Here is a 26,179-nt window from a genome sequence, read left to right as displayed (position 1 = left end):
CCATGCCCTTAGTTCGACATCTCGACAGGCCGCACGGAGCGGCGTCCCGGACCGCCGGGTCGCCGCCCCGCGGTCCCCCACGCCCTGGAACACCCCTGCGAGTCACCGGAGTTGCAGAATGTCGTTCCCGCTCACCACCGCGCCTCCTGCCGCACCCCCACCGCACACGGGCGGAATCCTTCCGCTCATCGGCGGCACGACGGGCCTGCTGACGGTGGCGACGCTGGGCATAGCCCTGCTGCTGTTCCTGATCATCAGGATCAGACTCCAGCCGTTCGTGGCGCTCCTGGCGGTGTCGATAGCCGTAGGCCTGGGCGCGGGCCTGTCGGTGACGGAGTTGTTCGGCACGGTGCAGAAGTCCGCCGCGGTCTCGACGATCGAGGCGGGCATGGGCGGCATCCTCGGGCACGTGGCGATCATCATCGGGCTCGGGACGATGCTGGGCGCGATTCTCGAAGTGAGCGGCGGGGCGGAGGTGTTGAGCGCGCGCCTGCTGAGCTTGTTCGGTGAACGCCGTGCCCCCCTGGCGATGGGCCTGACCGGCCTGATCTTCGGCATCCCGGTCTTCTTCGACGTGGGCATCTTCGTCCTGGCACCGATCGTGTACGCGGCAGCGAAGCGCTCCGGCAAGTCGATTCTGCTGTACGCCATGCCACTCCTGGCAGGCCTGTCGATGACGCACGCGTTCCTGCCCCCGCACCCGGGTCCCGTGGCGGCGGCCGGACTCTTCCACGTCTCGCTGGGCTGGGTCATCCTGATGGGCGCGCTGGTCGGCATCCCGTCGGTACTCGCCGCGTGGGCGTACGCCGCGTGGATCGGCAAGCGCATCTTCGTGGACGTCCCCCAGGACATGGTGGAGGCGGCCGATGAGGCGAAGGCGGCGGTGGCGGCGGAGCAGCGGGCGGCGGGGGTGACCCCCCAGGAGCAGCCGGTGGCGCTGACCACGGTCCTGACGATCATCGGCACGCCCCTGATCCTGATCCTGGCGGCAACGTTCGGCTCGATAGCCCTCTCCCCATCCACCTTCCGCTCGGTGGTCGAGTTCTTCGGCAACCCGTTCGTGGCGCTGACGATCGCGCTGCTGCTGGCGTACTACTTGCTGGGTCTGAGGCGGGGCTGGTCCCGCAAGTCCCTGGAAACGGTGTCCACGTCATCGCTCAAGCCGGTGGGCAACATCTTGCTGGTGGTGGGCGCGGGAGGGGTCTTCGGGGCGGTCCTGAAGGCGAGCGGGATCGCGGACGCGCTGGCGAAGACGTTCAACGACGTCGGCCTCCCGATCGTCGTCCTGGCGTGGCTGATCGCGGTGGTCCTGCGGGTGGCCCAGGGTTCGGCGACGGTGGCGATCGTGACGACGGCGGGCATAGTGGTCCCCCTGGTAGATGGCGCGTCCTACTCCCAGGCCCACCTCGCCCTGATCATCATGGCCATCTCAGCAGGCTCGATCTTCGCGTCCCACGTCAACGACGGCGGCTTCTGGATGGTGGCGAAGTACTTCGGGATCACTGAGCGGGACACGCTGAAGTCGTGGACGGTGCTGGAGACGGTGCTGTCGGTGACGGGGTTCGGGGTGACGGGGGTACTGAGCCTGCTGATCTAGCCCCCACCCCGCCCCTTCCCACTGTGACATTTGCGGCTCCGCCGCGTGGCCTCCGGGGGTGGGGGCGGGTTGAGGTGGGGCTCCCGGGGGCAACGCCCCCATCCCCCCGAGGCGGGGGCTCCGCCCCTAGCACCCCTGGCGGGGCCTGCGGCCCCTGCACCCCGCTTGGCTCGCGGGCTGAGTGATTCCCCTTCCCGTCCCGGCGAGACAGTCTCTAGCGCGTTCGGATGCGGGGCGCAGGGTGCGGGTGGTTCCTGATCTCGGCCGCGCTGTCGTACGCCGTGCCGTGGTCCTTGGCCTGGCGTGCCGCCTCCAGCTCCTTCACGAGGACGGTACACACGCCGCACCCGGCTGCGGGCAGGCACCCGTACAGGTAGTTGTCGACGAACCCGGTCAGTTCAACCGCCGGTCGGGGGTGCGTGGGTGAGGTGGTCATCGCCGTGTCGCCGTTTCCGTTGTGTCGTCCGATGACCACCACGCTAGGGACGGCCGAGTCTCAACTCGCAGCAGATTGCACGCGATTGCGAGGCGATCACCGCAGCGCGTCCATCGCTGCGGTGATCAGTGCGCGGGCCTTCGCGCCGTAGACCGCGATGTCGGACAGCCCGGCGAACGTGTCGGCGTACGCGGCCACCTCGGTGGGCTGGGTGAGCGTGAGGTAGCCGGAGACCAGCTCGACGTTGACCTGTGCTTTGTCGTAGATCCAGAAGCCCTCCACCGGCATCCGGGACCGGCCGAGGCGCGTGGGCACCACGCTCAGGCTGACGTTGGCCAGCGCCCCGACCGTGAGCAGGTGCTCAAGCTGCTCGCGCTGGGTGTCGGCGCTGCCGAGCCCGTTGCTCAGCACCGACTCCTCGACGAGGAACGCGAAGCGGCGCTGCCCCTCGTACAGCATGCGCTGGCGTTCCATCCGTACGGCCACCGCGTCGGCCACGTCGTCCACCTCGACGCGTCTTCGCTGTACGGCACGCAATACGTCCTCGGTGTACCCGTACGTCTGGAGAAGTCCGGGTACGAGCCATGACGAGTACGAGCGGAACCAGCGCGTTCTCTCATACAGCGGCAAACGCGCCTCCTGGGCGCGCCGCAGCCCCGTACGTTCCATCCGCCGCCACTCCACCCACATGCCCTCGACGGCTTGGAGCGAAGCGATCAGGTCGTCCGTTCGATCCTCCCTGCCGCATGCCCGACACCAAGCGCGGATGTCGTCGGCGGACGGCGAAGTCCTCGCGGTCGAGATCCGGGACACCTTGGACGGATGCCACCCGCATGCTTCGGCGAGTCGCTTGCCGTCCAGCCCGGCGTCCCGGCACATCTCCCGGAGACGATCAGCGAGGACTTGCCGGGCGGCTTGAACGCTTGACGATCCTGATTGGGGCATGGCGCGGACCGGTCAGACCGGCTTGTACTCCTCGTGTGGCGTCGCTCGTTCCCAGACCGTTTCGAACGCCGAACTCACCAGTGCCACCGTGGCCGGATCGGAGCGCCATTCCCGGTCGACCACCTCACCGATCCCGGAGAAGTACGTGAACAGTACGGACGTGCCGTCGAACATCCACAGGTCGGTGCCGGGGAGCGCGATGTCGGCGGCCTTACGCCGGGGTAGCCAGCGGACCAGCTCGCCCGCCGCGACGTTCGGGAACGTCACGTCGTACTCGTACTTGATGTAGTCCGTCACCGGCTCGGAGACGATCCGGGCACGCCTCATCACGACTCCGCGCGCCGTTGTCTCGGCCACCACGTCCATGAATGGACGCCACCACGACGACCGGTCGGCAGGGTCGAGACGTTTGCCGCGCTGCCACGCGATGAACTCGGGGTCGTTGGGCTCGTAGGCATCGCGCATCTCCAAATGCACGGCCGAATGCTGCGCCTGCGCCAGGGCCTCTTGTACCGGTGTCGTCATATGCGCTACTCACTGCCGGGGTGCGGGATGTACTGGAGCATGACCTTAGGAAGCCTGATGATCGTCTCGTGATCTGGGACGTCTGTGGAGTGTCCGGGGATTGAGCCGACCTCCTGACACCCCTTCACCTCCTCCTTGGTCGCCTTGTACGACTGGATCAGCAGGTCCCCTGTGTCCTCGTCCAGCCATATGGTCGGCGAGTCCGTGTCAGGTGTGTTGGGGATGATCCCAAGAAACCGAAGCTTCATGGCCGCTCCCGGTGTCGGTGCGATTGCGCTCGGTTGCACGAGCGTTGCGTGCTTGCTAGAACTCGTCAAGAGGGCCTGTTCAGCCATTACTTGAGGTGGCGCGCGGCGCGGCAAAGGGGGCCCGGGGCGTGCCCCGAGACCCTAAGCCGCCCAGCCGTCAGCTCCCCGCGCAGTACCGCGACGCCTTCCCGATGGACCGGTACATGCAGTCGGAATTCTCCAGCAGCTGCAACACCGCATCCCGGTTCCGGGACGTCTCCCGGTCGATCACCTTGTCCGGGGGATAGAAGCCACCCCCCGCTCCCGAATCACCCGGGTACATCTCGAACGTGAAGTCGAAGATCTTCTGGGTGCCCCAGAGGTAGTCGTCGATCGTGCCGTCCGTGAGGTACAGGTCGCTGGACTGCTCCGGCGTGTAGCCGTTGCTCGCGGCCATCTTGGCGCCTACCGCCGCGTACGCGGCGTGGTCGTCCTGGGTGAGGCCCGGTGCCGTGGCGTTGTACGTCCAGCCGAACGGCCACATCACCAGCTCGCCGTACGTGTGGAAGTCGATGCCCGCCTTGATCTGCTGCTTGCCGTTGATCACCCGGCTGCGGGCGAAGTCGGCGACCACCTTCACCTCGGGGGACGACTCCGGCGCCGAACCCCGATACGTCTCCGTACCCTTGCTGCCCGAAGAGCCGCCGCAGCAGCCCCACTTGTAGTTCCAGTTGCGGTTCAGGTCCGTGCCGACCGAGAGCGAACTCCCACTGGGCTGGCGGTTCTTGCGCCAGCTGCGGTACCGGCCCGTCGCGATGTCGTACTCGCCGCCGTCCGGGTTCAGATCCGGCACGATCCAGATCTCGCGGCTGTTCACCATGGCGGTGATCCGCGCGTCCTTTCCGTACCCCGCGCCGAATTCCCGCAGCAGATACAGCGCCATCTCCACCGTCAGATGCTCACGCGCGTGCTGGTGGAAGGTGAGCAGCACCTCCGGCACGTCCTTGTCCGTCGTCACGTTGTCGCTGATCTTGATCGCGACGATGTCCCGCCCCTCGTACGACTTCCCGATCACGCGCTTGCTCATGATCGAGGGGTACTGGGCGATCCGCTGGTCGATCTCCGCCGTCATCTCCGCGTAGGTGTGGTAGCCGGAGTCCGCGGGAGGGAAGTCGAACGGTTTGGCCTTCAGGCCGTTCGTACGGGACGGCGGGCCGGGCAACGCCTTGAGCTTGTAGCCCAGCGTGCGCAGCCTCTTCGCCTCGGTCGCGTCCGCGCTCACCACCACCGCGTGCTCGCGCACCTCGTCGATCGACACCCCGGTCGCGGCGATCACCGTGCGCGCGGCGGGGGTGGACGGGCCGGGGATCTCGTACTGGGTCGTCGTCTCGTCACCCCCAGGGGGAGACACGGTGGCTCTCGCCGTCACCGGGGCCGCCAGCGCCAGGGCCAGCAGGGCTGCCAGACCCGCCGTCCGCGTGGTCCTTGCGTGCGTGCGGCGTCGGCCTTCTCTGGGGAGTCGCATGAATGCTCCTGGTGGGGTCCGGAGGTGGGGGTGTTCATGTCGACGTAGCTGTGGTGCTGCGGCTGAGCGCACTCATCGTGCTCGGTGCGGTGGCCGAAAAGTGGCGTACGGAGGGTCCCCGTGGGCCGTACGGGCGTACTGGATGCCCCTGTGGTGGCGGCGCCCTGTGTGGTGCGCCGACCAGGTGCTTTGTGTCATGCGGGCCGTGCGACCTCCCCACCGCGCCACCCGCGCGCCCCACCCACCCCACCCGCAACTGACCGCCCCGGCCTGAACTCACCCGTTGCCCAAGGGGGTTGGCGCACTCAACAATGCGCATGACAAATCCAGGAACCCACTCCTGGATCCCGCAGAGGGGAACCCCCACATGAACAAGCCTCTCGTCGGCGCGCTGCTCTCCCTCACCCTGGTGGGAGCCGGCGCCGCCCCGGCCCTGGCGATGCAGCCCGCGGACAGCACGGCCACCGCGAAAGCCGGCAAGCCCGCCCCCGCCGTCAAGGCGGTCGACTTCGCCGGCACCGTCGCGCTCAGCAACTGCTCCGGCTCGCTGATCCGCACCCCCAGCTCCCAGCCGAACGACCCCGCCCTGATCCTCTCCAACGGCCACTGCCTGGAGACCGGCTTCCCGGGGCCGGGCGAGGTCATCACCGACCAGGCCTCGTCCCGTACGTTCTCGCTGCTCAACGGCTCGGCGGGCAGGGTCGCCACGCTGCGCGCCAGCAAGGTGGCGTACGCGACGATGACCGACACCGACATCTCGGTCTACCAGCTGAACACCACGTACGCCCAGATCCAGAGCCGGTACGGGATCAGCGCGCTCACGCTGAACGACGCGCACCCGACGGCGGGCACCGCCATCAAGGTGGTCTCGGGATACTGGAAGCGGACGTACAGCTGCAACGTCGACGGGTTCGTCTACCGCCTCAAGGAGGGCGACTGGACCTGGAAGGACTCGGTCCGTTACACCCCCGCCTGCCAGACCATCGGCGGCACCTCGGGCTCCCCGGTCATCGACACGGCCACCGGCAAGGTCGTCGCGGTGAACAACACCGGCAACGAGGACGGCGAGAGCTGCACGGAGAACAACCCGTGCGAGGTGGACGAGAACGGCAACGTCACCGTCCACTACAAGATCAATTACGCCGAGGAGACGTACATCATCGTGCCGTGCATAGGCGCCGGCAACAAGTTCGACCTCAGCCGCCCGGGCTGCACCCTGCCCAAGCCGTAACGCGACTTCTCCCCGCGCCCCGGCGACGGGGTGCGGGGAGGTCGCTCCGGCTTACGGCAGCGCGTGGACGTGCGGCCCCACCGCGTTCGACCAGGCGTTGCCCGACTTGGCGTCCCAGTTGGTCGACCAGGTCATCGCGCCGCGCAGACCCGGATACGTCCGCGAGGGCTTGAACGAGCCGCAGTTGGTGCCCTGGGTGAGGCAGTCGAGCGCCGCGTTCACCACCGACGGGGAGACATAGCCGCTGCCCGCGCCGCTCGTCGAGGCCGGCAGGCCGAGGCCCACCTGGGACGGGTCGAGGCCGCCCTGGAGCTGGATGCACGCGAGTGCGGTCAGGAAGTCGACCGTGCCCTGTGAGTAGACGTTTCCGTCGCAGCCGTTCATCGAACCGCTGTTGTAGTACTGCATGTTGACGACGGTCAGGATGTCCTTGATGTTGAGCGCCGTCTTGAAGTACTCGCCCGACGTCGACTGCATGTCGATGGTCTGCGGCGCCATCGTGATGACCAGCTTGCTGCCCGCCTTCGACGACAACGACTTCAACGCCTGCGTCATGTACGTGGAGTTGAGGCCGTTCTCCAGGTCGATGTCGACGCCGTCGAAGCCGTACGTCTGCATCAGCGAGTAGACCGAGTTCGCGAAGTTCGCCGCCGACGTGGAGTCGTTGATCGACACCGTGCCGTTCTGGCCGCCGATGGAGATGACGACCGCCTTTCCGGCCGCGTGCTTGGCGGCGATGTCCGCCTTGAACTGGTCGACGGTGTAGCCGCCCAGGCCATTGCTGTCGAGGCTGAAGGTCACCGCGCCCGGGGTGCCGGTCGCGTCGGCGAAGGCGACCGCGATGATGTCGTAGTTCGACGGCACATCGCTGATCTTCTGCACGGTCGCGCCATTGTTGAAGTTCTGCCAGTACCCGGTCACCGCGTGCTTGGGCACGGTCGTGCCGCCGCCCGGGTTGCCGGTCGCGGAGGTCGTGGCGCTCACCGCCGCCGACTTCGGCGACTCACCCGCCGCGTTGGTCGCGGTCACCTGGAACTGGTACGAGGTGGACGCGCTCAGCCCGGTCACGGTCGCCGAACTGCCGCTGGTGGACTGCACCTTCGTACCGTCGCGGTAGATGTTGTAGCCGGTCGCGTTGGAGACCGCGCCCCAGGTCAGGTCCACGGACGACGAAGTCGCCGTGCCCGCCGTGAGGCCCGTCGGGGCCGCCGGGATCGTGGGGGAAGGGGTGCCGCTGCCTCCGCCGTCGGGGCCGAAGACCGAGATGTCGTCGGCGTAGTAGGCGGGCTGGCCGTACCACCCGTGCGTGTAGATCTGCACCGAGGTCGTCGAGGAGCCGGTGGTGAAGGTCGTCGACAGCTGGCCCCAGCCGCCGCCGGTGCCGGGCGTCCAGGTGGAGACGTCGCTGGTACCCGTCCCCGTGGCGCCGAGGTAGACGTAACTGCCCTGCACCCAGGTGCTCAACGTGTACGTCGAGTTGGGCTTCACGGCGACGGTCTGGGTGCACTGGCCGGTGTCGGAGTTGGACGGAGTCGCTTTGAGGGCGGCGGCCCCGGTGTGCACCGGCGAGGAGACGGTGGCGCCGCTCCCGGCCGTACAACTCCAGCCCGCAAGACCCGACTCGAAGCCCGCGTTCTGGGCGTTGTTGACATCGGCGGCGTGTGCGGTGCCGGTGAGCCCGGCTATGGACAGGGCGCCGGCGGCGGCCACGGCCAGGCCGATTCTGCCGCTTGCTCGTTTCACGTGCTGCCTCCGGTGGGGGAGTGGGGAGGTCGGTGGGGAGTGGGCGCGCGCCGCTGCTGGTACAAGTTGGTCCAGACCAATCCGGTTGTCAAGACCTCTGGCGGCACTCGGGGCATCACAGAAACGAGAAGACTGTTCACCCGCAGCTATGTCGTGGATACAGTGCTGTTGCAGCAGGGAACAGCAGTGATCGAACGCGCCCGTGGGGACCGGACCCGGCCGAAGACCGGAGTGAGCGGGGGGACTTGATGTGCCAACTGCGATAGCCGTCACCAGCCCGGACCTGGTGCTGCCGCCGACCGATCCGCAGACCCCGCTCGCGGCGCTGCTCCAGGCACCCGAGGCGCAGCCGCTGGACGCGGCGCTCGCCGACATGAACCGGCTGCTCGACCAGCACGGTTACGTGATCGTCCTGTATCCGCAGTCCCTTCCGCCCGCCCATGAACAGCGCCTGCACACCGTCCGCTCGCTCCTGGAGAGCGACCGGATCACGCTGATCGGCTCCGCGCTGCCGCCGCTCGGCCTCGCCGTGCTCGTACGCCAGTTGCGCCAGCTCTCGGTCTGCGACTTCAGCCCCGGTGTGCTCGCCTCGGCCGCCCGGCTGCTCGCGCACTATGTGCACGCGGGCGCGGTGCTCGGCTCGGTCACCAAGCTCGACCGGGTCCCGGTCGGCCTCAAGGCGCACGCCAAGTCCTGGTTGCCCGGCAGTCAGTTCGCGGTGCTCGCGCATCCGACTCCGCAGCTGGTCAGAGTGGGTACGGGCGAGCTCGAAGGGCCCGACTACGCCTGCCATCTGCTGGCGGCGGGCAACCCCGCGCCCGCCGACTGGGTCACCGCGACGCTCGCCGCGCGCTGGCAGGTCGGGGGTGTCGAGCGGTGCGCGCTGCCCGTGTACTCGCCCGGTTGGTGGGGTACTTCGAAGCTCACCGAGTTCGCCGCGTATCTGCCCGACCTCTCCGTGCTCTACCAGCTGGTCGCCTCCGTACGGCGGGAGTCGTGCCGGTGGTGCGGCATGGAACTCATCGGTGACCGCTGCGGGTTCTGCTCGTCCCCGGTCCCGGCCCCCGAACTCCGGCTGCCCGCCGGGGGCAGCGCGCGCTAGCCGGATGGCCCTTGTCCGCCAAGTCCCACGTCATCGAACGAGGTCGTACGGTCAATGAACTCCCGTCAGCGCCGTGGCGTCATCCTTCTCCTGGTCTCGGTCCTGTGCGCCATCGGCGCGCTCGGCGGGGTCATCTCGGTGGTCGACGACGCGAACGCGAAGGTCGGCCCCGAGGTGACGGCGTACCGGGTGAAGTCCGATGTGGCGCCCTATACGAAGCTGGAGGAGAGCCAGTTCGAGCAGACCAAGATGCCCAAGAAGTGGCTCTCGGGGAACGCGGTCACCGATCTCTCCGCGATCGACGGGAAGATCGCCGTCACCCAGCTCAAGGCCGGTTCGCTCCTCCAGTCCGACATGATCGTCAAACGTCCGCAACTCCAGCCGGGCGAACAGGAGATCGCGATCATGATCGACGCGGCCACCGGGGTGGCGGGCAAGATCCAGCCGGGCTCGGCGGTGAACATCTTCGCCACCTTCGCGGCGGGGAAGCAGGGTGACACGCCCCAGTCGAAGATCATCGTCTCCGGCGCCAAAGTCCTCGACGTCGGCAAGCTCACCCCGATCGACGCCAACCGCGACGACCGGAACAAGAGCACCGAGGCGGTCCCGATCACCTTCGCCCTGAACACCCTCGACGCCCAGCGCGTCGCGTACGCGGAGTCCTTCGCCCAGCATGTGCGGCTCGCGCTGGTGGCGCCCGGCAGCGACTCCTCGGTCCGGCCGGGCGACCGTACGTACCGCCTCGAAAAGGACCAGTGAGGTAGCGGATGACCACCAGGATCCTCCCGGCCGTCGGCGACGCCGACGCCGCCCGGTCCGTCACCACCCTGCTCAGCCAGCTCCCGGACGCCGAGCCCGCGATGCCCGTCGGCGACTCCACCCAGCTCCTGGACACCCTCGCCCGGCTCGCGGGGGAGTCGCTGGACGAACTGCCCGAGGTCGTCCTGGTGCACGAGCGCATCGGGCCGGTCCCGGCGCTCGACCTGGTCCGCGAGGTCGCGCTGCGCTTCCCGGCGGTCGGCGTCGTCCTGATCACCGCCGACGCGGGCCCGGGCCTGTTCGCCGCCGCCATGGACTCCGGCGCGCGCGGCCTGGTCACCCTGCCGCTGCACTACGAGGAGCTGGTCAGCCGGGTGCAGGTGGCGGCCCAGTGGTCGGTGGGCGTGCGCCGCCATCTGGGCGGCACGGGCGAAGTGCTCAGCGGCCCCGGCGGTACGGTCGTGACGGTCACCGGCGCCAAGGGTGGGGTCGGCACGACGGTCACCGCCGTCCAACTCGCCCTCGCGGCACGGGCGTCGGGGCACAGTACGGCCCTGGTCGACATGGACCTCCAGGCCGGGGACGTGGCCTCCTACCTCGACGTGCAGTTCCGCCGTTCCGTCGCCGACCTCGCCGCGATCACCGACATCTCGCCCCGGGTCCTCCAGGACGCCCTGTTCACCCACCCCAGCGGCGTCGCCCTGCTGCTCGCCCCGGCCGACGGCGAACGGGCCGAGGAGGTCACCGACCGCGCGGCCCGCCAGATCCTCTCCGCGCTGCGCAACCGCCACGACGTGGTGATCGCCGACTGCGGCACCCAGATGAACGGCGCGAACGCCGCCGCCGTGGAGATGGCGGACATCGCCCTCCTGGTCACCACCCCGGACGTGGTGTCCGTACGCGCGGCGAAGCGGATCGTACGGATGTGGGACCGGCTCCAGATCCGCAAGGCCGAGGAGACGACGACGGTGGTCAACCGGCACACGCGCACCACCGAGATCCAGCCTGCCCTGGTCCAGAAGGTCACCGGCACCCGGATCACCCGGACGTCCGTCCCCGCCAACTTCAAGGAGCTCCAGGCCGTCGTCGACTCCGGGCGGCTGCACGACCTGGAGGCCAAGTCCACGGTGAAGCAGGCGTTGTGGACGCTGGCGGGGGAGCTTGGCCTGGTGAAGGCGTCGGCGGCCGCTGCGGACAAGAGCGGGCGGGGAGCCCTGGTACTGCGGCGGCGGGCGCACGGATGAGGGGCATACGGTCGCGGGGCCTGGGGATGCCCGGCTTCCTGGCGCGGGCCGAACGGGACCGGGGTCAGGTCGTCGTCGAGTTCACCGGGATGGTGCCGATCATCCTGGTCACCCTCGCCGCCATCTGGCAACTGGTGCTCACCGGCTACACGTTCACGGTCGCGGGCAACGTCGCGGACGAGGGCGCGCGGGCCGGGGCGGCGAAGGGCGGGGGGCCGGGCGCGTGCGCGGCGGCGGTGGCGAAGGCCGTGCCGGACGGGTGGAGCGCCGACACCGACTGCTCCGGGGGCGGTGACCCCGCCGTCTTCACGGCGACCGTCGGGCTGAAGGTGCCGGTGCTGTTCCCGGGCGCGCTGAACTTCGGGTTCACGGTGCACGGGCACGCCGGGGCGGCCAGGGAGGAGACGCCGTGAGGCGCGGCCCGCGCGAAAGCCGTCGCGCCCGGGGCGACCGGGGCGCCGCCGCCGTCGAGTACCTCGGCTTCCTGCCGTTGCTCCTGCTGGTCGCGCTCGCGGGCGTACAGCTGGGCATCGCGGCGTACGCGGCCCAGCAGGCGGGCACGGCGGCCCGGGCGGCCGCGCGGACCGCCGCGCAGAAGGACCGCGCCGACGGATACGTACAGGCGGCGAGGGCGGCCATGAGCGGCTGGGTCGGCAAGGACAGCGACATCAGCGCGGCGGGCTGCCCCGGCGCGACGGTGACGGCCAAGGTCACCGTCCCCGTTCCGTCCGTCTTCCTCGTCGGCCACTTCGGCCCGATCACCAAGACCGCCACCATGCCCTGCGACGACCGGAACTGACCGAGGAGGCACGCCAGATGAGCCTGCGGGCCCGTATCACCGCCCCCGAGGAGACCCGGGGGAGCGAGGGCGACGCCCATCTCGTCGCCACCTACCGGGGCAAGCTCCTGGAGGAGATCGACCTCGCGGAGATGTCGTCGCTGGCGGCCGCCGAGCGCCGGGCGCGGCTCGAACGCGTGCTGGGCCACATCCTCAGCCGCGAGGGCCCGGTCCTGTCCACCGGCGAGCGGGCCCAGCTGATCCGCCGGGTCGTCGACGAGGCGCTGGGCCTCGGCGTACTGGAACCGCTCCTCGAAGACGCCTCCGTCACCGAGATCATGGTCAACGGCCCGGACCACATCTATGTCGAGCGCGGCGGCCGGGTCGAGCGGCTGCCGATGCGGTTCGCCTCGCACGAGCAGCTGATGCAGACCATCGAGCGGATCGTGTCGACCGTCAACCGCCGGGTCGACGAGTCCAACCCGATGGTGGACGCGCGGCTGCCGTCCGGCGAGCGCGTCAACGTGATCATCCCGCCGCTCTCGCTGACCGGCGCCACCCTCACCATCCGCCGCTTCCCGCGCTCCTTCACGCTGCCCGAGCTGATCGGCTTCGGCTCGCTCGACCAGCACATGCTGCTGCTGCTCGCCGGGCTCATCCAGGCCAAGTTCAACGTGATCGTCTCGGGCGCCACCGGCACCGGCAAGACGACCCTGCTCAACGCCCTGTCGGGGCTGATCCCCGAGCACGAGCGGATCATCACCATCGAGGACTCCGCCGAGCTCCAGCTCCAGCAGTCCCATGTGATCCGCCTGGAGGCCCGCCCGGCCAACGTCGAGGGCAAGGGACACATCTCGATCCGTGACCTCGTCCGCAACTCGCTGCGCATGCGCCCCGACCGGATCGTCGTCGGCGAGGTGCGCGGCGGTGAATCACTCGACATGCTCCAGGCGATGTCCACCGGCCACGACGGCTCGCTCGCCACCGTCCACGCCAACAGCGCCGAGGACGCCCTGATGCGCCTCCAGACCCTCGCCTCCATGTCCGAGATCAAGATCCCGTTCGAGGCGCTGCACGACCAGATCAACTCGGCCGTCGACGTCCTGGTCCAGCTCACCCGGCACGCCGACGGCTCCCGCCGGGTCACCGAGATCGCCCTGCTCGACTCGCACGGCCGCGACCCCTACCGGCTCGCCACCGTCGCCCGGTTCGCCGCCCTCCCGATGGGCGCCGACGGGCGCGTGCACGGCGAGTTCCAGTACTTCCCGGTCCCGCGCCGCGTCGCCGACCGCCTCTACCTCGCCGGGCAGCCCGTCCCGCCGGCGTTCGGCATCGCGTCCTTCGACGAACAGCTCGCCACCCGAGAGGCAAGGTAAGCAGCGCCATGGACGGACTCGCCCAGCTGACGATCGGGGTCACGCTGCTCGCCTGCGCGGCGGCCGCCGCCGGCACGCACGCGTACGCCACGGGCCGCGCCCAGCGCCGCGCCCTGGTCGAACGGCTCTCCGCGGCGGGCGAAGCGTCGCCCGCCGGGCGCCACCGCCGGTTCGCCGGGATCGACCGCAGGCTGCGCCGCACCGACCTCGGCAAGCGCATCGAGCGCAAGCTCGCGGTGACCGGCCTGAACGTGACGCCCGGCGAGTACGCCGTCTACGTACTCGCCGCCGTGGTGGGCCTGTGGGTGGTGGCGGCCTCCGTGCTCGCCTCCTTCTTCGGCCCGCTCGCCGCCCTCGCGGGCCTGTGGGCGGCCAATACCTTCCTCACCTGGCAGCGCACCCGCCGCACCGAGGCGTTCATCAACCAGCTCCCCGAGATCTCCCGCGTGATCGCCAACGCCACCCAGGCCGGACTCGCCCTGCGCACCGCGATCGCGATGGCGGCGGACGAGCTGGAGGCCCCGGCGGGCGACGAACTCAAGGCGGTGGCCGACCAGTTGGCGGTGGGCCGCACGCTGGACGACGCACTCGACGAGCTGGCACGAAGGCTGCCATCGCGCGAACTGGTGGTCCTGGTCTCGACGTTGATCCTCTCCAACCGGGCGGGCGGCGCGGTCGTCAACTCGCTGCGCAACCTCACCACCACCCTGGAGGAGCGCAAGGAGACCCGCCGCGAGGTGCGCACCCAGCTGTCCCAGGTGAACACCACGGCGTACGCGGTCCCGGCGATCGGGGTCGGCGCGATGCTGCTGGTCAACCAGATCGCGCCGGGCTCGCTCGCCAAGATGACCGGCACGTTCCTCGGCCAGGCCGCCGTGGTGGTCGCCCTCGGCCTGTACGCCCTCGGCTTCGTGGCGATCCGCCGTATCTCGAAGATCGACGTCTGAGGACCACGGAGGAACCGGGCATGGAGTCGGACACGTACAGGTGGAGTGGGGCATGGAACTGATCCTCGGACTGGTCCTGGCGCTCAGCGTCCTGGGCGCCTTCCAGGGCGTACGGATGTACCGCGCCGAGACCAAGCTCCCCACCGACCTGCGGCTCGCCCTGGAGGTCGGCGCCACCCGCACCACCAGGACCGGCGGCGCCGTCGACCGCCTCGGCATCCGCTACGCGCCGTTCGTGCTGCGTCTGATGGGCCCCAAGCGGGTCAACGACAAGCGCCGCAGGATCGACATGGCGGGCAACCCCGGGGGCCTGACCATCGACCGGTACGCGGCCCGGCGCGCGGTGTACGGGGCGCTGGGCGCGGTCGGCGCGGTGGTGATGCTGACCGGCGGCAACTACCTCCTGGCCGTGCTGATGCTCGCGTTCGCGTACTACTGGGTCGAGGTCGGCATCTGGGTCGCCGTACGCCAGCGCCGCGACGACATCGAGCGCACCCTGCCGGACTTCCTCGACGTCCTCGCCGTCGTCGTCTCGGCCGGACTCGGCTTCCGCCAGGCGCTGGAGCGGGTCGCCGAGAAGTACGAGGGCCCGTGGGCCGACGAAGTACGCATCGCCCTGCGCCAGATGGACATGGGCGTGAGCCGCCGCCAGGCCTTCGACGACCTGCGCCGACGCAACGACTCCGAGCAGGTCGCCATGTTCGTCACCGCACTCCAGCAGGGCGAGGAGCTGGGCGCGCCCATCGTCGACACGTTGATAGCGATCGCCACCGACATGCGCCGCACCGACGCCCAGAACGCCCGCCGCAAGGCCGCGAAGGCGGTGCCGAAGGCGACGCTGATGGTCACCACCTTCATGGTGCCCGCCACCATGATCCTCATGGCGTCGGCGATGCTGCTCGGGTCGGACGCGGATCTCGGCTCACTGACGGGGAAGTGACATGTCCGAGAGTCCGGCGCCCGAGGTGTCCCTCCAGCTCAACGCCTTACAGGCACTGTGCAGACAGGTGTTCCTGTTCCGCCTGGCGATGATAGGTCTGGCGACCCCCTTCGCCCTGACCAACACGGCGGCGGGGGGTCCGACGTGGCTGGTGTCCGGGGCGGTCCTGATCACCTTCATGGGCTCGTACGCGCTCTACCGCGACTGGGAACGCTTCGGCCCGCTCCTCCTGCGCCACCCGTCCCTGCTCGCCGTGGACACGGTCTTCGGCGCGCTGCTGCTGTTCACGGCGACACCCGACTCGACCCTCGCGTACGTGGTGGTCTGCACCCCGCTCCTGGCCGGTCTGGTGTACGGGTGGCGGGGCGCGGGGGTCTTCGCCGGGCTCCAGTGCGTGATCCTGGCGCTCGCGTACATGGCCGAGCGGCGCTATCACGAGGCGGTGCCGTCCTCGCTCCTGCTGCCGGGCTTCTGCGTGCTGTCCGGGGCGGCGGGTGTGGGGCTCGGCGGCCTGCTGCTGAGATTCGGCGAGGCGTCCCGGGCCCTGGCCCGTACGCGAGAGCGCCTGGCGGTGGAAGAGGAACGGGCATACCTGGCAAGGGAGTTGCACGACTCGGTCGCAAAGACGCTGCACGGTGTGGCGCTGGCGGCCGAGGGCCTGGCGGCGGCTTCGGCCGAGGATCCGTCGGCGGTCCGCCGCCGCGCCCTGCTGGTGGCCCGCTCGGCCCGCCGGGCGGCGGCGGAGTCGCGGGAGCTGCTGGCGGATCTGCGGCGGGAGGAGGACGAGGGCGGTGGCATCGACGTCATGCGTGAACTGGCCTCACGAGTAAGGGAGTTCGCACTCCGAAGTGGGGACATCTGGTTCACCTATCAGGCGCTCGACGGCTCCCCGGCCCTGCCGCCCGTACCGCACCCGATCGCGCGCCAGCTCCTCACGATCACGGCAGAGGCCCTGGAGAACGCCCATCGCCACGCGGGTCCGTCCCGGGTCGACGTGTCGGCGGGGGTGGTCGGCGATCTGTTCCGGATCAGCGTGTACGACGACGGGCGCGGCTTGCCGCCCGGCACGACCCTCGAAGGGTTGAGGCGGGCGGGCCACTTCGGGGTGGTCGGGATGGTCGAGCGGGCGGCGGGCCTGGGCGCGCGGATCCGTATCGGCCGGGGCGAGGCGGTCAGGGGTACGGAGGTCCGGGTGGACCTGCCGCTGACGGCGCTGAGGGTGTGACGTTGAACAGGAGGGGACCCGGCATGCGGGTGGTGGTGGCGGACGACAACCCGGTCGTACGGGCCGGGCTCACCGCGCTGCTGTGCGGCCGCGACGGTATGGAGGTCGTGGCGGAGGCGGCGGACGGGGGTGCGGCGTACGAGGCGGCGGTACGGCATCGGCCGGACGTGGTCCTGCTCGATGTGCGTATGCCGGGTGTGGACGGACTGACGGCCCTGCCCCGCCTGGTGCGGGTGGCGCCGGTGCTGATGCTGACGTACAGCGGGGAGAGCGCGACCGTACGGGAGGCGCTGCGGCTCGGCGCGGGCGGCTATCTGGTGCACGGCGAGTTCACGGTGGAGCAACTGGTGGGCGCGGTGCGGGATGTCACGGCGGGCCGCGCACGGTTCACGGAGACGGCGGCGCGGGCGCTGGCGGAGCCGTCGGCGGGGGGCTCGGGAAGTGTCATGGACCCGTTCGTTTCGTTAAATCCGAACGAAGAGGCTTCGCGGATGCAACCGAATGTGGGACAGTCGTCCCCGGGACTCCGGAGGCTAACTCCGGCCCTTGGGAAGGGGCTTGGCGAGCACCTGCTGAGCAGGAGGGAGGTGGAGGTGATGGAGCTGATCGCGGTGGGCATGAGCAATCGGCAGATCGCCGCCGCCTGCTTCATCAGCGAGAAGACGGTGAAGAACCACATCAACCGGATCTTCGCGAAGCTGCACAGCAACAGCCGCACCCAGGCGGTCGCGACGTGGCTGGGTACGCGGGCGGGTCAGGGGGTGCCGGGATGAGGCTGTCGCCGCCGCGGCGGCTGGTGGCCCGGGCCCGGAGGCTGCCCCAACTGGCCCGCAGGGCTCGGAATTGGGCCCAGGGACCCTGTGCCCCCACCGGAACCCCCCGGTACGGTGCCGCTGTCGAATGCGGCACCGCCGTCGAACCCGGAGGGGACCCCCGCCATGAACGACAAACTCCTCAAGCCCGCGACCGCCGCCAGGACCCGGGTTCACAGCTGGCTCGACACCACGACCGAGGCCCTGCGGCGCCGGGGGGACCGGGGGCAGGGCGCGGTGGAGTACATGGGGATCATCATCGTGGTGGTGGCGATCATTCTGGTGCTTACGCAGACGAATTTCGGCACGGCCATCGCGCAGAAGATCACCGCCGCGATCAACAAGATCAACCCCTGACCGCGCGTACGTCCCGTACATCTCGCCCCTCTCGTACGTCCCGTCGTCTCCGAGGCGACCGCGGGCAGGCCTTCCCCCTCTACATCACGGCGGTGGCGGGCCTGCTCTTTCTCGCGTTCGCGTACTTCGCGGTGGGCCAGGCCGCGGTGAAGCGCAACGAGGCCCAGACGGCTGCGGACGCCGCGGCCCTGGCGGCCGCGCAGGACTTCCGTGACCAGCTCCGGAACGGGATGCTCGACGCCTTCGACCTCGACCGCTGGCAGAAGCTGCTCGACGGCGACCGGGGCGGGCTGCTCCCGCACGACTCCTGCGCGGCGGCGAACGACCTCGCGGGGCGCAACGACGCCACGGTCGAACCGGGCGGCTGCGCCCTCGACTTCGCGCCCGATCCCACCTACCGGGTCGCGGTGCGGACCAACAAGACGGCCGGTCACTCGGTCATCGCCGCCACGAGCGACCACAAGGGCGCCGCGAAGGCGACCGCCGTGGTCGTACCGCGCTGTCATCTCCAGGAGGGCCAGCCGGGGCAGTCGCCCCAGCCGAAGCCGACAGTGACTCCCAGCGAGTCGCCCGGGCCGGGCGGACCCGGGGGCGACCCGAAGGCGTACCGACTGGTCTGCGACAAGCGGGACTTCGACGTCGACCCGGCACACCTCGACCTGCTGCCCAAGGCGTCCGACCTGTTCTCCGTCCAGTTGGCCGACAAGTAAGCGTAGGAAGAAGCGAGGGACTGACTGATGGATAGGGCCAAGAACAGAGCGTGGGTGAGAGGTGTGGCCGCCGCGACGGCCGCTGCCGCCCTGGCTCTCACCTTGACCGCCTGCGGCGGGGACGGCGGCGGCAAGAAGCCGGACGACAAGACGTCCACCCCGGCCGCCGCGTCCGGCGGGAAGTCCCAGTCCCAGAGCAACGCGCCCTCCACACAGAACAACGAGGTGCTGGCGACCGTCACGGGCGGCGACGGCATCGAGATCGTGGTCAACAGCGCGAAGCGCGACACGGGTGGGTTCGTCACCGTCGAGGGTGTGGTGGCGAACAACTCGTCGCAGGGCTTCACGGCCCCCGGCTGGCAGGGCAGCGAGCAGGAGTTGAGGGACAACGGGGCGTCGATGGCGGGCGCGTCCCTGGTGGACAAGACGGGCAAGAAGCGTTACTTGATCCTGCGCGACACCGACGGCCGCTGCCTGTGCACCCGCTTCCCGACCGGCCTGACCGCCGGTCAGAAAATCCCCTTCTACGCCCAGTTCCCCGCACCCCCCGCCAACGTCACCGACGTCGACTTCCAGCTCCCCACCATGCCCACCGCCACCATCAAGATCTCCGGCTGAGGCACGCGATGCGCGAACTGAGAAGCCAGGCGTACGCGGGCGCGCCACGCACCAGTCGGCTCGGCGCGGCGACGATGGCGGCGGTCGCCGTCGGGGCGCTGCTGTTCGCGGGGACGGTCCCGGCCGTCGCCGACGACCCGAACCCCACCGCCGTACCCTCCGCGTCCCCGCCCGTACGGGTCGACGCGAACGCGCCCGGGCTCAAGCTCTCCGACGGGGCCACGCTCGCCGCGCCGAGGGTCATCGACATCAAGTCGGTGGTGGAGGACATGGGCGGCGAGGAACGCCGTTCCGACACCAACGCCGACATCTCGTTCGCGCTCCAGGCCGAAGTCCTCTTCGGCAAGGACAGCGCGGAGCTGTCGCCCGAGGCGACCGGCCGTATCCAGGCGATCGCGGACGAGGTCAAGAAGCAGAAGGCCACGAACGTCCGGGTGTTCGGCTTCACCGACAACCTCGGTACGCACGAACACGGCGTGGTGCTGTCCAAGCAGCGCGCGGACGCGGTCCAGGGCGCGCTCTCGCAGGCGGTGGGCGGCGGATCGGTGACCTTCGACATCCGGGGTTATGCGGAGGACTACCCCATCGCCGACAACTCCTCGGAGGACGGCCGCCGCAAGAACCGCCGCGTGGAGGTCTCGTTCCCGCGCGGGGCGACCCCGTAGCGCGGTGGAGAGGGTGGGCCCGGCCGGCCGGGTGGAGGTGCGGTCGGCCGGGTCCCGTATGCGCGCGGGCCCCCCGTCAACGTCCGTAGAGGTGACGCTCCCGCGCACCACACAGACTGCCGGGGGCGGACGGCGCGTGGCTTGGAAAAAAGCGCACGCGCCGCGTAATGGCCCGACCCTAGGGCTTGTTGACCTCACGGCCGCCGCCACCGTACGGGACGGTGATCAGCTCCATGGCGTGGCCGGACGGGTCGAGGAAGTAGACGCCCCGGCCGCCGTCGTTGTGGTTGATCTCGTTCGGGCGCTTCATGTACGGGTCCGCGAAGTACCGCACGCCCGCCTGCTTGATCTTCTCGAAGCCGACGTCGAACTCGTCCTCGGAGATGAGGAACGCGTAGTGCTGCGGCACGATCTTGTCCGGGTCGCCGGTGGCGAAGTCCAGGGTGACGCCGTTGGCCGTCTCGACGGGGACGAACGGTCCCCACTCGTCGCCGACCCGCAGCCCCAGGATGTCCGCCAGGAACTCGGCGGAGGCCCGGTTGTCCCGGGAATGGATGATGGTGTGATTCAACTCGACTGACACGGTGGAATGCCTCCAACGGGCATCTCACGGGCACCTCCACGCTCACCCGGCCGGTGACCAACGCGCGATGCCGTGCGGTGATCGTAGGCAGGCGCGTGTTGGCCCCGCAAGGCTGCGCGTCACCGCACCCGGAGCTGCACCCCGGGCCGTATGCCCCATTCCGCCATCGCGCCGGCTTCCGCCTCCAGGATGTGGCGGGCGCGGAGGCGGGGGGCGGTGAGGCGGTTCGGGGGGACGGTGTGCAGCGCGATCACGCGGAGCGTGCGGTCGAGGTAGGCGACGTCGATGGCGAATCGCATACGGAAGGTGTGTACGGAGGTGGCGGGGGTGAGGAGGATGGCCCCGTCGATGCCGGTGCGGCCTAGGAGGCCGCGGGTGCGGGCGCGATAGGACCCGGCCACCTGGAGCGGCACGCCGAGGCGACCGCCATCGACGTCCAACTCCCCTTCCCCGTCCACCCATCGAGCCATGGGCATAGGCTATCGGTGGGGTTTCGCGCCAGCCCCCATGATCGGCTGCGAGGTCGCACTGGGCCGGTGGCCTCTCCCGTCAACTCCCGCCGTCACAGCGGACTGACGCCGCCTACCACCCTCAGAGTAAGCGCACCAGATTCTTAAGCAGCCGGAATGCCCTCGCACGCCGGGAGGCCGCTGCGAGCCATTCCAGGTCCTTCTGGACGCTCAAGCGCGTAACTCCTGCTCTACCACTGCTGTTATGGGCAGGAACCAAGTGTTCGCACATAACGCGAAACCCCAACCGCACTAACGATACCCCCAGTATCTTGGCCGCTTCAGGTTGAGAAACCCACTCGTCATCCGGGCAGGATACAGGGGCATTTCTCCAGTACTTCATAACGTGTGGATACGACCGCTCAACCACTCTGACTCCTGTTCGTATTCAGAATATTGCCCGGAAGAGACACATGGTGCCGACGCCGAAGGTCTCGGTGAAGGCGATTAAGGGCATCGGGCTCTTTGCGCTGATCGCCTAAATCCCGTCCACGGAGAGCCGGCTATTGATGCACCCGCACGAGCAGCGTGCGCACCCCGGTCGCCCAAGCTCCGACCCGTGACTTGGTCGGAGCGGATGCCGCTCAATTACCCCAAGTGGACTTCAGAATAGAGCGGACAATTTCAGCGCCCCCGGAACTGACCAAGATCCTGACATCCCCACTCAAATTTGACCTGTACTTGAGAACCTCCTTTCCGCCTCGCCAATTTTTTTCGGCACCTAAGTACGCAGCCGGCGGGACCTGCACTGGTTTGCGGAATGTCCGCTCGAACCAAACCCGCCCATCGGTCGAGACAAACTTCCCGGGCATCGAGAGATCGCTCCCGGCCAACTCTCTCCATGTAACACGACAGGGCACCGCTACCCGCTTCCCCGCATCGAACGCCCGGCAACGCGAATTCGCCCTACGTCGAACCGCTGCTCTGGCGGCAGTGCCGGATGCAGTCGAGACCAGAGCCAGCATGGCAAGTTCCAAAATTGTTGACACTCGAAAGATACCTGCTTATCCCCTAGAGGAATTCCGCGAACTGGAAAGGCCAGCGAACGGCGAGAAGGGCCGCACACCTCGCCCTGTGGCCGACAGTCAGGCAAATAATGAATACCAAGGCGAGCGACAGGCACAGGACTGCGAAAACGAGTAATCCCCAAAGGGGGCCCACCAAGAATCCCAGGAGTGCGCCAGTGGTAACCGACACCAGCATGCCGCCGAGAGCGTCGCGAAATATCTGCGGGAACCCGATCGTTGAATCTCGGACCCCTCGCTTGTCTAGATAGTTGACGTAAATGTGATCTTGCGTCAGGCGTTTACTCTTTTGTACCTTCATTGTGAATTCCTTCCGATGGATCATGATCGCGACGCTTGGGGGGTGCGTCCGGCTCCTGGTGTCGGACGCACCCCCATGCAGCTTCAGCGCTCAAAACCGATCTCGCGGGATCAACGCAGATTCTTGATCCAGTCGCCGATGGTGCGCGGCCACTGAGCCATCCCAACCCCGTGGAGCAGTGGCGGGGATCCCTTCTCCAGTGTCCGCTCGAATCCTCGGCGAGCGAAGAAGTTGTACATGCCTGCGACGGCGGTTGGTCTGACTACGACCTTGCCGCCCCCGGGGACCGCACCGGAGACGGACGCGTGGACCTGATCGCCCGTAACAAGACCACAGGAGAACTACGGCAGTACGCGGGCACCGGCCCCAACGGCGAAGGGCTCGGCTACGGCCCGGCGGCCACGGTGATCGGGACGAGCTGGACGCCCGCCTACCGCCCGCTGTTCACCGCCGTTCCGGACGCCAACGGCGACGGGAGGCCGGACCTGTGGTCCACCGGCGGTGACGGCAAGCTCTACTTCTACTCCGACATCCAAGGCGGCGGCACCGAAGTCGGCCTCGGCGGCTGGCGGAACTTCCAGAACCTCAGCTGAACGGCCGAGCCGCGTGGGTGGGGGCGAGCCGCCCCTCACCCACGCACGCGCTCCGGGGCGGAGTCCTGCCACCCACCCCACCCCCCCCAGCCGGGGTCCGGGGCGGAGCCCCGAAGCGGGGTGCAGGGGCCGCAGGCCCCGCAAGGGGGTCCGGGGGGCGGAGCCCCCCCCGGGAAACGCACCTTCGCCCCCACCCACCCCCGGAGGGTTTAGGGAAGGGGCGGGGTGGGGGAGCTCACCGGCGTGCGTGTCCTGCTCGTTCTCCTCGCCGCCGGCTACGGACTGACCCTCGGTCGGCTTCTGCCGCGTGCCGCGTACCGGCTCGCCGTGGAGCCGGACGAGCTGTGGCGCACCGAATGTCCCGCCGGGCACCGACTCACGGGGTGGCTCGGCGGGCCGCCGTGCCGCACCACGAGCGCGGCCGCCACCGTCGCCGCCACCACCTGCGCCGCCCTCGCCGCCACCACCGGCCCCCACCCCGAACTCGCCGTCTGGCTGCTGCTCGTCCCCCCGGCCGTACTTCTCGGCGTCGTCGACGCGCGCGTCAAACGGCTGCCGGACGTTCTCACCGTCCCGCTCGCCGCGGCCGCCGCCGTCCTCCTCGGGGCCGCCGCGCTCGTACCGGATCACGCCGGGTCCTGGCGGCACGCGCTGCTGGGCGGACTCGCGCTCGGGGGCGCGTATTTCACCCTGTTCCTCATCAACCCCCGCGGCCTCGGCTTCGGCGATGTGAAGCTCGCCGTCAGCCTGGGCCTGGTGCTCGGGTGGTACGGCTGGGCCACCCTCTTCACCGGCGCCTTCGCCGGTTTCCTGCTGGGCGGCGGCTACGGCCTCGCACTCGTCGTCGCCCGCCGGGCAAGCCGTAAAGCCGCGATCCCGTTCGGCCCCTTCATGCTCGGCGGCGCGTTCCTCGGCCTGCTCCTCGGCGGTCTGGCCGCACAGGGCACGTAACGAGCACCCCACCCCGGTTCGGCCTCCTCGGCGGTCTCGCCGCACAGGGCACGTAGCAAGCACGCCATCCCCGTTCGGCCCCCTCGCCCCACAAGGCGCGTAGGGTCCGCGCTATGGCGCATACCATCCGGAACCACAACAACCGCACCTTCGAAGAGCTGATCGCCGAGGCTGAGGCCGCCCCCGTGGACGGCTGGGACTTCTCGTGGCTGGACGGCCGGGCGACCGAGGAGCGGCCGTCCTGGGGGTACGCCCAGGCCATGGCCGCGCGCTGGGCCCGGGCGACCGCCGCCCTGGACGTGCAGACCGGCGGCGGCGAGGTCCTGGCCGCCGCGCCGCAGCTCCCGCCGCTCGCCGTAGCGACCGAGGGGTGGCCGCCGAACGTCGCCCGCGCGACCGCCCTGCTGCACCCGCGCGGCGTCGCGGTGGTGGCCGACGCCGACGAGCCGCCGCTGCCGTTCGGGGACGGCGCGTTCGACTTGGTGACCAGCCGTCACCCGGTGAAGACGTGGTGGCCGGAGATCGCCCGGGTGCTCACTCCCGGCGGCACCTTCTTCTCCCAACAGGTCGGCCCGGCCAGTGTGTTCGAGCTCGTGGAGTACTTCCTCGGGCCGCAGTCCGCCGACGTACGCAATCGGCGCGACCCGGGCCGGGCCCGTACCGAGGCCGAGGCGGCCGGGCTCCAGGTCGCCGATCTGCGGCTGGAGAAGCTGCGCACCGAGTTCCACGACATCGGCGCGGTCGTCTACTTCCTGCGCAAGGTCATCTGGATGGTGCCGGGCTTCACCGTCGAGGAGCACCGGGACCGGCTCAAGGCCCTGGACGAGCAGATCCGTACCGAAGGCCCCTTCGTCGCGCACACGACACGGTTTCTCATCGAGGCCAGGAAGCCGCTTCGGTCCTTCTGACACGATCTAGCATCCGGTCATATGGAACGGATGCGGACAATTGTCAGCGAAGTGGAAGCCGTCGTACGGCGGGCGGTGCCTGCCAAGACCGCGGTCCGTGCGGGGCGGCCCGCCCTCCTGTGGTGGGGGTGGGCCGCCGCGCTCTTCCTGCTCTACGCCGCCGTCGGCGCCCGCCGCCAGGCCCTGATCCGTACCACCGGCTACGACCTCGGCATCTTCGAGCAGGCGGTCAAGCAGTACGCCCAACTCCGCGCCCCGATCGCCCCGTTGCGCGGCGACGGATTCAACCTCCTCGGGGATCATTTCCACCCCGTGCTCGTCGTGCTCGCACCCCTCTACCGGCTCGCCCCCTCCCCGTACACCCTGCTCTTCGCGCAGGCCGCGCTGCTCGCCGTCGCCGTCGTGCCGCTGGCCCGGCGGGCGCACCAGGTGCTCGGGCGGCGCGCCGCGCACGTCATCGCCTTCGGGTACGGGCTGAGCTGGGGCATCGCCTCGGCCGTCGCCTTCGACTTCCATGAGGTGTGCTTCGCGGTCCCGCTGGTCGCGTACGCCCTGGAGGCGCTGGCGCTGCGGAGGTGGCGGCTCGCCGTGGCGTGGGCCGCGCCGCTGCTCCTTGTCAAGGAGGACCTGGGGCTGACCCTCGCCGCGATCGGCGGGTACATCGCCTGGCAGGGGCGCCGCCGCCTCGGGCTCGTGACCGCCGCCGCCGGACTGCTGGGCAGCGCCCTGGAGTTCAAGGTGCTGATGCCGTTCTTCAGCCCGGCCGGCACCTACGCGCACGCCGCCAACCTGGAGCCCGGCCACGGCTCGCTGCTCACCACCCTCGCCCTCGCCCCGCTCGACGCGGTGCGGCCCGAGGTCAAGGCCACCACCCTCGTCCTCGTCTTCGCGCCCGCCGCCCTGATCGCCCTGCGCTCACCGCTCGCCTGGCTCGCCGTGCCCACGCTCGGCTGGCGGATGCTGTCGCAGAACCCGTTCCACTGGGGCACCTCGTTCCACTACACGGCCGTGCTGATGCCCGTCGTCCTCGCCGCCCTGACCGACGCGCTCGCCCCCTACCGGCGCTCCGGCGACGCCCTGGCCCGCCGCCATGTGCGCGCCTCGCTCGCCACCACCCTCGCGGTGACGGCCGTCCTGCTCCCGTCCTTCCCGCTCGCCCAGCTCGCCCACCGCTCCACCTGGCGCTCCACCGCGCACGTCGCCGCCGCCCGCGACCTGCTGCGCCGCATCCCGGACGGCGCGACCGTCGCCGCCTCCAACCGCCTTGTCCCGCAGCTCACTTCCCGTACGGACGTGGTGCTCTTCCCGACCTACCCCGTCCACTGGCGGCTCTACGACACCGGCGCGCCGGTTCCCCCGCCGACCGCCCAGTGGATCGTGTACGACCGGGTGCCCGCGGAGTCCTGGCCGTATCCGCCGGGCTACTGGCCCTACCCCAGGGAGCGCCAGGAGGCCGAGCTGATCAAGGCGGAGCAGGCGTACGGCTACCGGGTCGTCGCCCAGCGGGAGGGAATCACCCTGCTCAGGCGTTGAGATCACGGACGCGA

General features: G+C 69.8%; 28 protein-coding genes. 20 read left to right on the top strand and 8 right to left on the bottom strand.

Going from position 1 to position 26,179, the window contains the following annotated elements:
- The first annotated feature begins 118 nt into the window (after positions 1–118).
- On the top strand, positions 119–1,597 hold the full coding sequence (locus BG418_RS24650; protein ID WP_188276162.1) for a GntP family permease: 1,479 nt from the start codon (positions 119–121) through the stop codon (positions 1,595–1,597).
- Positions 1,598–1,811: 214 nt separating this feature from the next.
- Here the strand turns inward: BG418_RS24650 and BG418_RS24645 are convergent, their stop codons facing one another.
- The 5 genes from BG418_RS24645 to BG418_RS24625 all read right to left on the bottom strand — a co-directional run bounded on the left by BG418_RS24645 (position 1,812) and on the right by BG418_RS24625 (position 5,255).
- On the bottom strand, positions 1,812–2,033 hold the full coding sequence (locus BG418_RS24645) for a hypothetical protein (RefSeq protein WP_188276161.1): 222 nt from the start codon (positions 2,031–2,033) through the stop codon (positions 1,812–1,814).
- 96 nt (positions 2,034–2,129) lie between these two features.
- Complete coding sequence (locus BG418_RS24640) at positions 2,130–2,978, bottom strand: helix-turn-helix transcriptional regulator (protein WP_188276160.1); 849 nt, start codon at positions 2,976–2,978, stop codon at positions 2,130–2,132.
- A 12-nt stretch (positions 2,979–2,990) separates the two neighbouring features.
- Entirely contained in the window at positions 2,991–3,503 is a 513-nt protein-coding gene (locus BG418_RS24635) for a DUF6879 family protein (protein ID WP_188276159.1), read from the bottom strand.
- 5 nt (positions 3,504–3,508) lie between these two features.
- Positions 3,509–3,751, bottom strand: a complete 243-nt coding sequence (locus tag BG418_RS24630; protein WP_188276158.1) for a hypothetical protein — start codon at positions 3,749–3,751, stop codon at positions 3,509–3,511.
- Between the two features lie 157 nt (positions 3,752–3,908).
- Positions 3,909–5,255, bottom strand: a complete 1,347-nt coding sequence (locus BG418_RS24625) for a M14 family metallopeptidase (protein ID WP_188276157.1) — start codon at positions 5,253–5,255, stop codon at positions 3,909–3,911.
- 367 nt (positions 5,256–5,622) lie between these two features.
- Between BG418_RS24625 and BG418_RS24620 the strand changes: the two genes are divergently transcribed.
- A complete protein-coding gene (locus BG418_RS24620) occupies positions 5,623–6,486 on the top strand; it encodes a serine protease (protein ID WP_188276156.1) in 864 nt (287 codons plus the stop codon).
- Positions 6,487–6,537: 51 nt separating this feature from the next.
- Here BG418_RS24620 and BG418_RS24615 read toward each other — a convergent pair whose 3' ends face one another.
- Positions 6,538–8,229 carry a glycosyl hydrolase family 18 protein gene (locus tag BG418_RS24615; RefSeq protein ID WP_317453747.1) on the bottom strand — a complete coding sequence of 564 codons (1,692 nt, stop codon included), beginning with the start codon at positions 8,227–8,229 and terminating at the stop codon, positions 6,538–6,540.
- 250 nt (positions 8,230–8,479) lie between these two features.
- Here BG418_RS24615 and BG418_RS24610 point away from each other — a divergent pair, with 250 nt between their 5' ends.
- The 14 genes from BG418_RS24610 to BG418_RS24545 all read left to right on the top strand — a co-directional run bounded on the left by BG418_RS24610 (position 8,480) and on the right by BG418_RS24545 (position 19,762).
- Complete coding sequence (locus BG418_RS24610; protein WP_188276155.1) at positions 8,480–9,331, top strand: hypothetical protein; 852 nt, start codon at positions 8,480–8,482, stop codon at positions 9,329–9,331.
- A gap of 54 nt (positions 9,332–9,385) precedes the next feature.
- Entirely contained in the window at positions 9,386–10,090 is a 705-nt protein-coding gene (cpaB, locus tag BG418_RS24605) for a Flp pilus assembly protein CpaB (RefSeq protein ID WP_188276154.1), read from the top strand.
- An 8-nt stretch (positions 10,091–10,098) separates the two neighbouring features.
- Positions 10,099–11,334 (top strand): AAA family ATPase, encoded by a 1,236-nt coding sequence (locus BG418_RS24600; RefSeq protein WP_188276153.1) that lies wholly within the window; start codon positions 10,099–10,101, stop codon positions 11,332–11,334.
- Between the two features lie 26 nt (positions 11,335–11,360).
- Positions 11,361–11,747, top strand: coding sequence for a TadE/TadG family type IV pilus assembly protein (locus BG418_RS24595; protein WP_188276152.1), 387 nt, complete (start codon positions 11,361–11,363; stop codon positions 11,745–11,747).
- On the top strand, positions 11,744–12,133 hold the full coding sequence (locus BG418_RS24590; RefSeq protein WP_188276151.1) for a TadE/TadG family type IV pilus assembly protein: 390 nt from the start codon (positions 11,744–11,746) through the stop codon (positions 12,131–12,133). Before BG418_RS24595 ends, BG418_RS24590 begins: the two co-directional genes overlap by 4 nt.
- A gap of 17 nt (positions 12,134–12,150) precedes the next feature.
- Complete coding sequence (locus BG418_RS24585; protein WP_188276150.1) at positions 12,151–13,488, top strand: CpaF family protein; 1,338 nt, start codon at positions 12,151–12,153, stop codon at positions 13,486–13,488.
- 8 nt (positions 13,489–13,496) lie between these two features.
- The gene (locus BG418_RS24580) at positions 13,497–14,435 is read left to right on the top strand and encodes a type II secretion system F family protein (RefSeq protein ID WP_188276149.1); all 939 of its coding nucleotides are present in this window, start codon (positions 13,497–13,499) and stop codon (positions 14,433–14,435) included.
- A gap of 52 nt (positions 14,436–14,487) precedes the next feature.
- Positions 14,488–15,375 (top strand): DUF5936 domain-containing protein, encoded by an 888-nt coding sequence (locus BG418_RS24575; RefSeq protein WP_188276148.1) that lies wholly within the window; start codon positions 14,488–14,490, stop codon positions 15,373–15,375.
- Position 15,376: 1 nt separating this feature from the next.
- Entirely contained in the window at positions 15,377–16,600 is a 1,224-nt protein-coding gene (locus BG418_RS24570) for a sensor histidine kinase (protein WP_188276147.1), read from the top strand.
- A 23-nt stretch (positions 16,601–16,623) separates the two neighbouring features.
- Positions 16,624–17,373: a response regulator transcription factor gene (locus BG418_RS24565; RefSeq protein ID WP_188276146.1), complete on the top strand. Its 750-nt coding sequence runs from the start codon at positions 16,624–16,626 to the stop codon at positions 17,371–17,373.
- Positions 17,374–17,538: 165 nt separating this feature from the next.
- Positions 17,539–17,769 carry a hypothetical protein gene (locus BG418_RS24560; protein WP_188276145.1) on the top strand — a complete coding sequence of 77 codons (231 nt, stop codon included), beginning with the start codon at positions 17,539–17,541 and terminating at the stop codon, positions 17,767–17,769.
- On the top strand, positions 17,766–18,479 hold the full coding sequence (locus BG418_RS24555; RefSeq protein ID WP_188276562.1) for a pilus assembly protein TadG-related protein: 714 nt from the start codon (positions 17,766–17,768) through the stop codon (positions 18,477–18,479). The genes BG418_RS24560 and BG418_RS24555 overlap by 4 nt, the downstream gene beginning before the upstream one ends.
- A gap of 63 nt (positions 18,480–18,542) precedes the next feature.
- Positions 18,543–19,097, top strand: a complete 555-nt coding sequence (locus tag BG418_RS24550) for a hypothetical protein (protein ID WP_317453746.1) — start codon at positions 18,543–18,545, stop codon at positions 19,095–19,097.
- A gap of 8 nt (positions 19,098–19,105) precedes the next feature.
- A complete protein-coding gene (locus BG418_RS24545) occupies positions 19,106–19,762 on the top strand; it encodes an OmpA family protein (RefSeq protein ID WP_399000102.1) in 657 nt (218 codons plus the stop codon).
- Between the two features lie 178 nt (positions 19,763–19,940).
- Here the strand turns inward: BG418_RS24545 and BG418_RS24540 are convergent, their stop codons facing one another.
- Complete coding sequence (locus tag BG418_RS24540; RefSeq protein WP_188276143.1) at positions 19,941–20,345, bottom strand: VOC family protein; 405 nt, start codon at positions 20,343–20,345, stop codon at positions 19,941–19,943.
- 119 nt (positions 20,346–20,464) lie between these two features.
- Complete coding sequence (locus tag BG418_RS24535) at positions 20,465–20,821, bottom strand: DUF192 domain-containing protein (protein WP_188276142.1); 357 nt, start codon at positions 20,819–20,821, stop codon at positions 20,465–20,467.
- Between the two features lie 1,664 nt (positions 20,822–22,485).
- Here BG418_RS24535 and BG418_RS24530 point away from each other — a divergent pair.
- The 4 genes from BG418_RS24530 (at position 22,486) to BG418_RS24515 (ending at position 26,165) form a co-directional block, all read left to right on the top strand.
- Complete coding sequence (locus BG418_RS24530) at positions 22,486–22,773, top strand: hypothetical protein (RefSeq protein WP_188276141.1); 288 nt, start codon at positions 22,486–22,488, stop codon at positions 22,771–22,773.
- Between the two features lie 243 nt (positions 22,774–23,016).
- Positions 23,017–23,724 (top strand): prepilin peptidase, encoded by a 708-nt coding sequence (locus BG418_RS24525; RefSeq protein WP_188276140.1) that lies wholly within the window; start codon positions 23,017–23,019, stop codon positions 23,722–23,724.
- A gap of 113 nt (positions 23,725–23,837) precedes the next feature.
- On the top strand, positions 23,838–24,632 hold the full coding sequence (locus BG418_RS24520) for a class I SAM-dependent methyltransferase (protein WP_188276139.1): 795 nt from the start codon (positions 23,838–23,840) through the stop codon (positions 24,630–24,632).
- A gap of 30 nt (positions 24,633–24,662) precedes the next feature.
- Positions 24,663–26,165 carry a DUF2079 domain-containing protein gene (locus BG418_RS24515; RefSeq protein ID WP_188276138.1) on the top strand — a complete coding sequence of 501 codons (1,503 nt, stop codon included), beginning with the start codon at positions 24,663–24,665 and terminating at the stop codon, positions 26,163–26,165.
- Positions 26,166–26,179: the final 14 nt, after the last annotated feature.

Source organism: Streptomyces sp. CBMA152, from assembly GCF_014596475.1.
In the GTDB taxonomy this organism is placed as follows: Bacteria; Actinomycetota; Actinomycetes; order Streptomycetales; family Streptomycetaceae; genus Streptomyces.
This window is presented reverse-complemented; position numbering and strand designations above follow the sequence as displayed.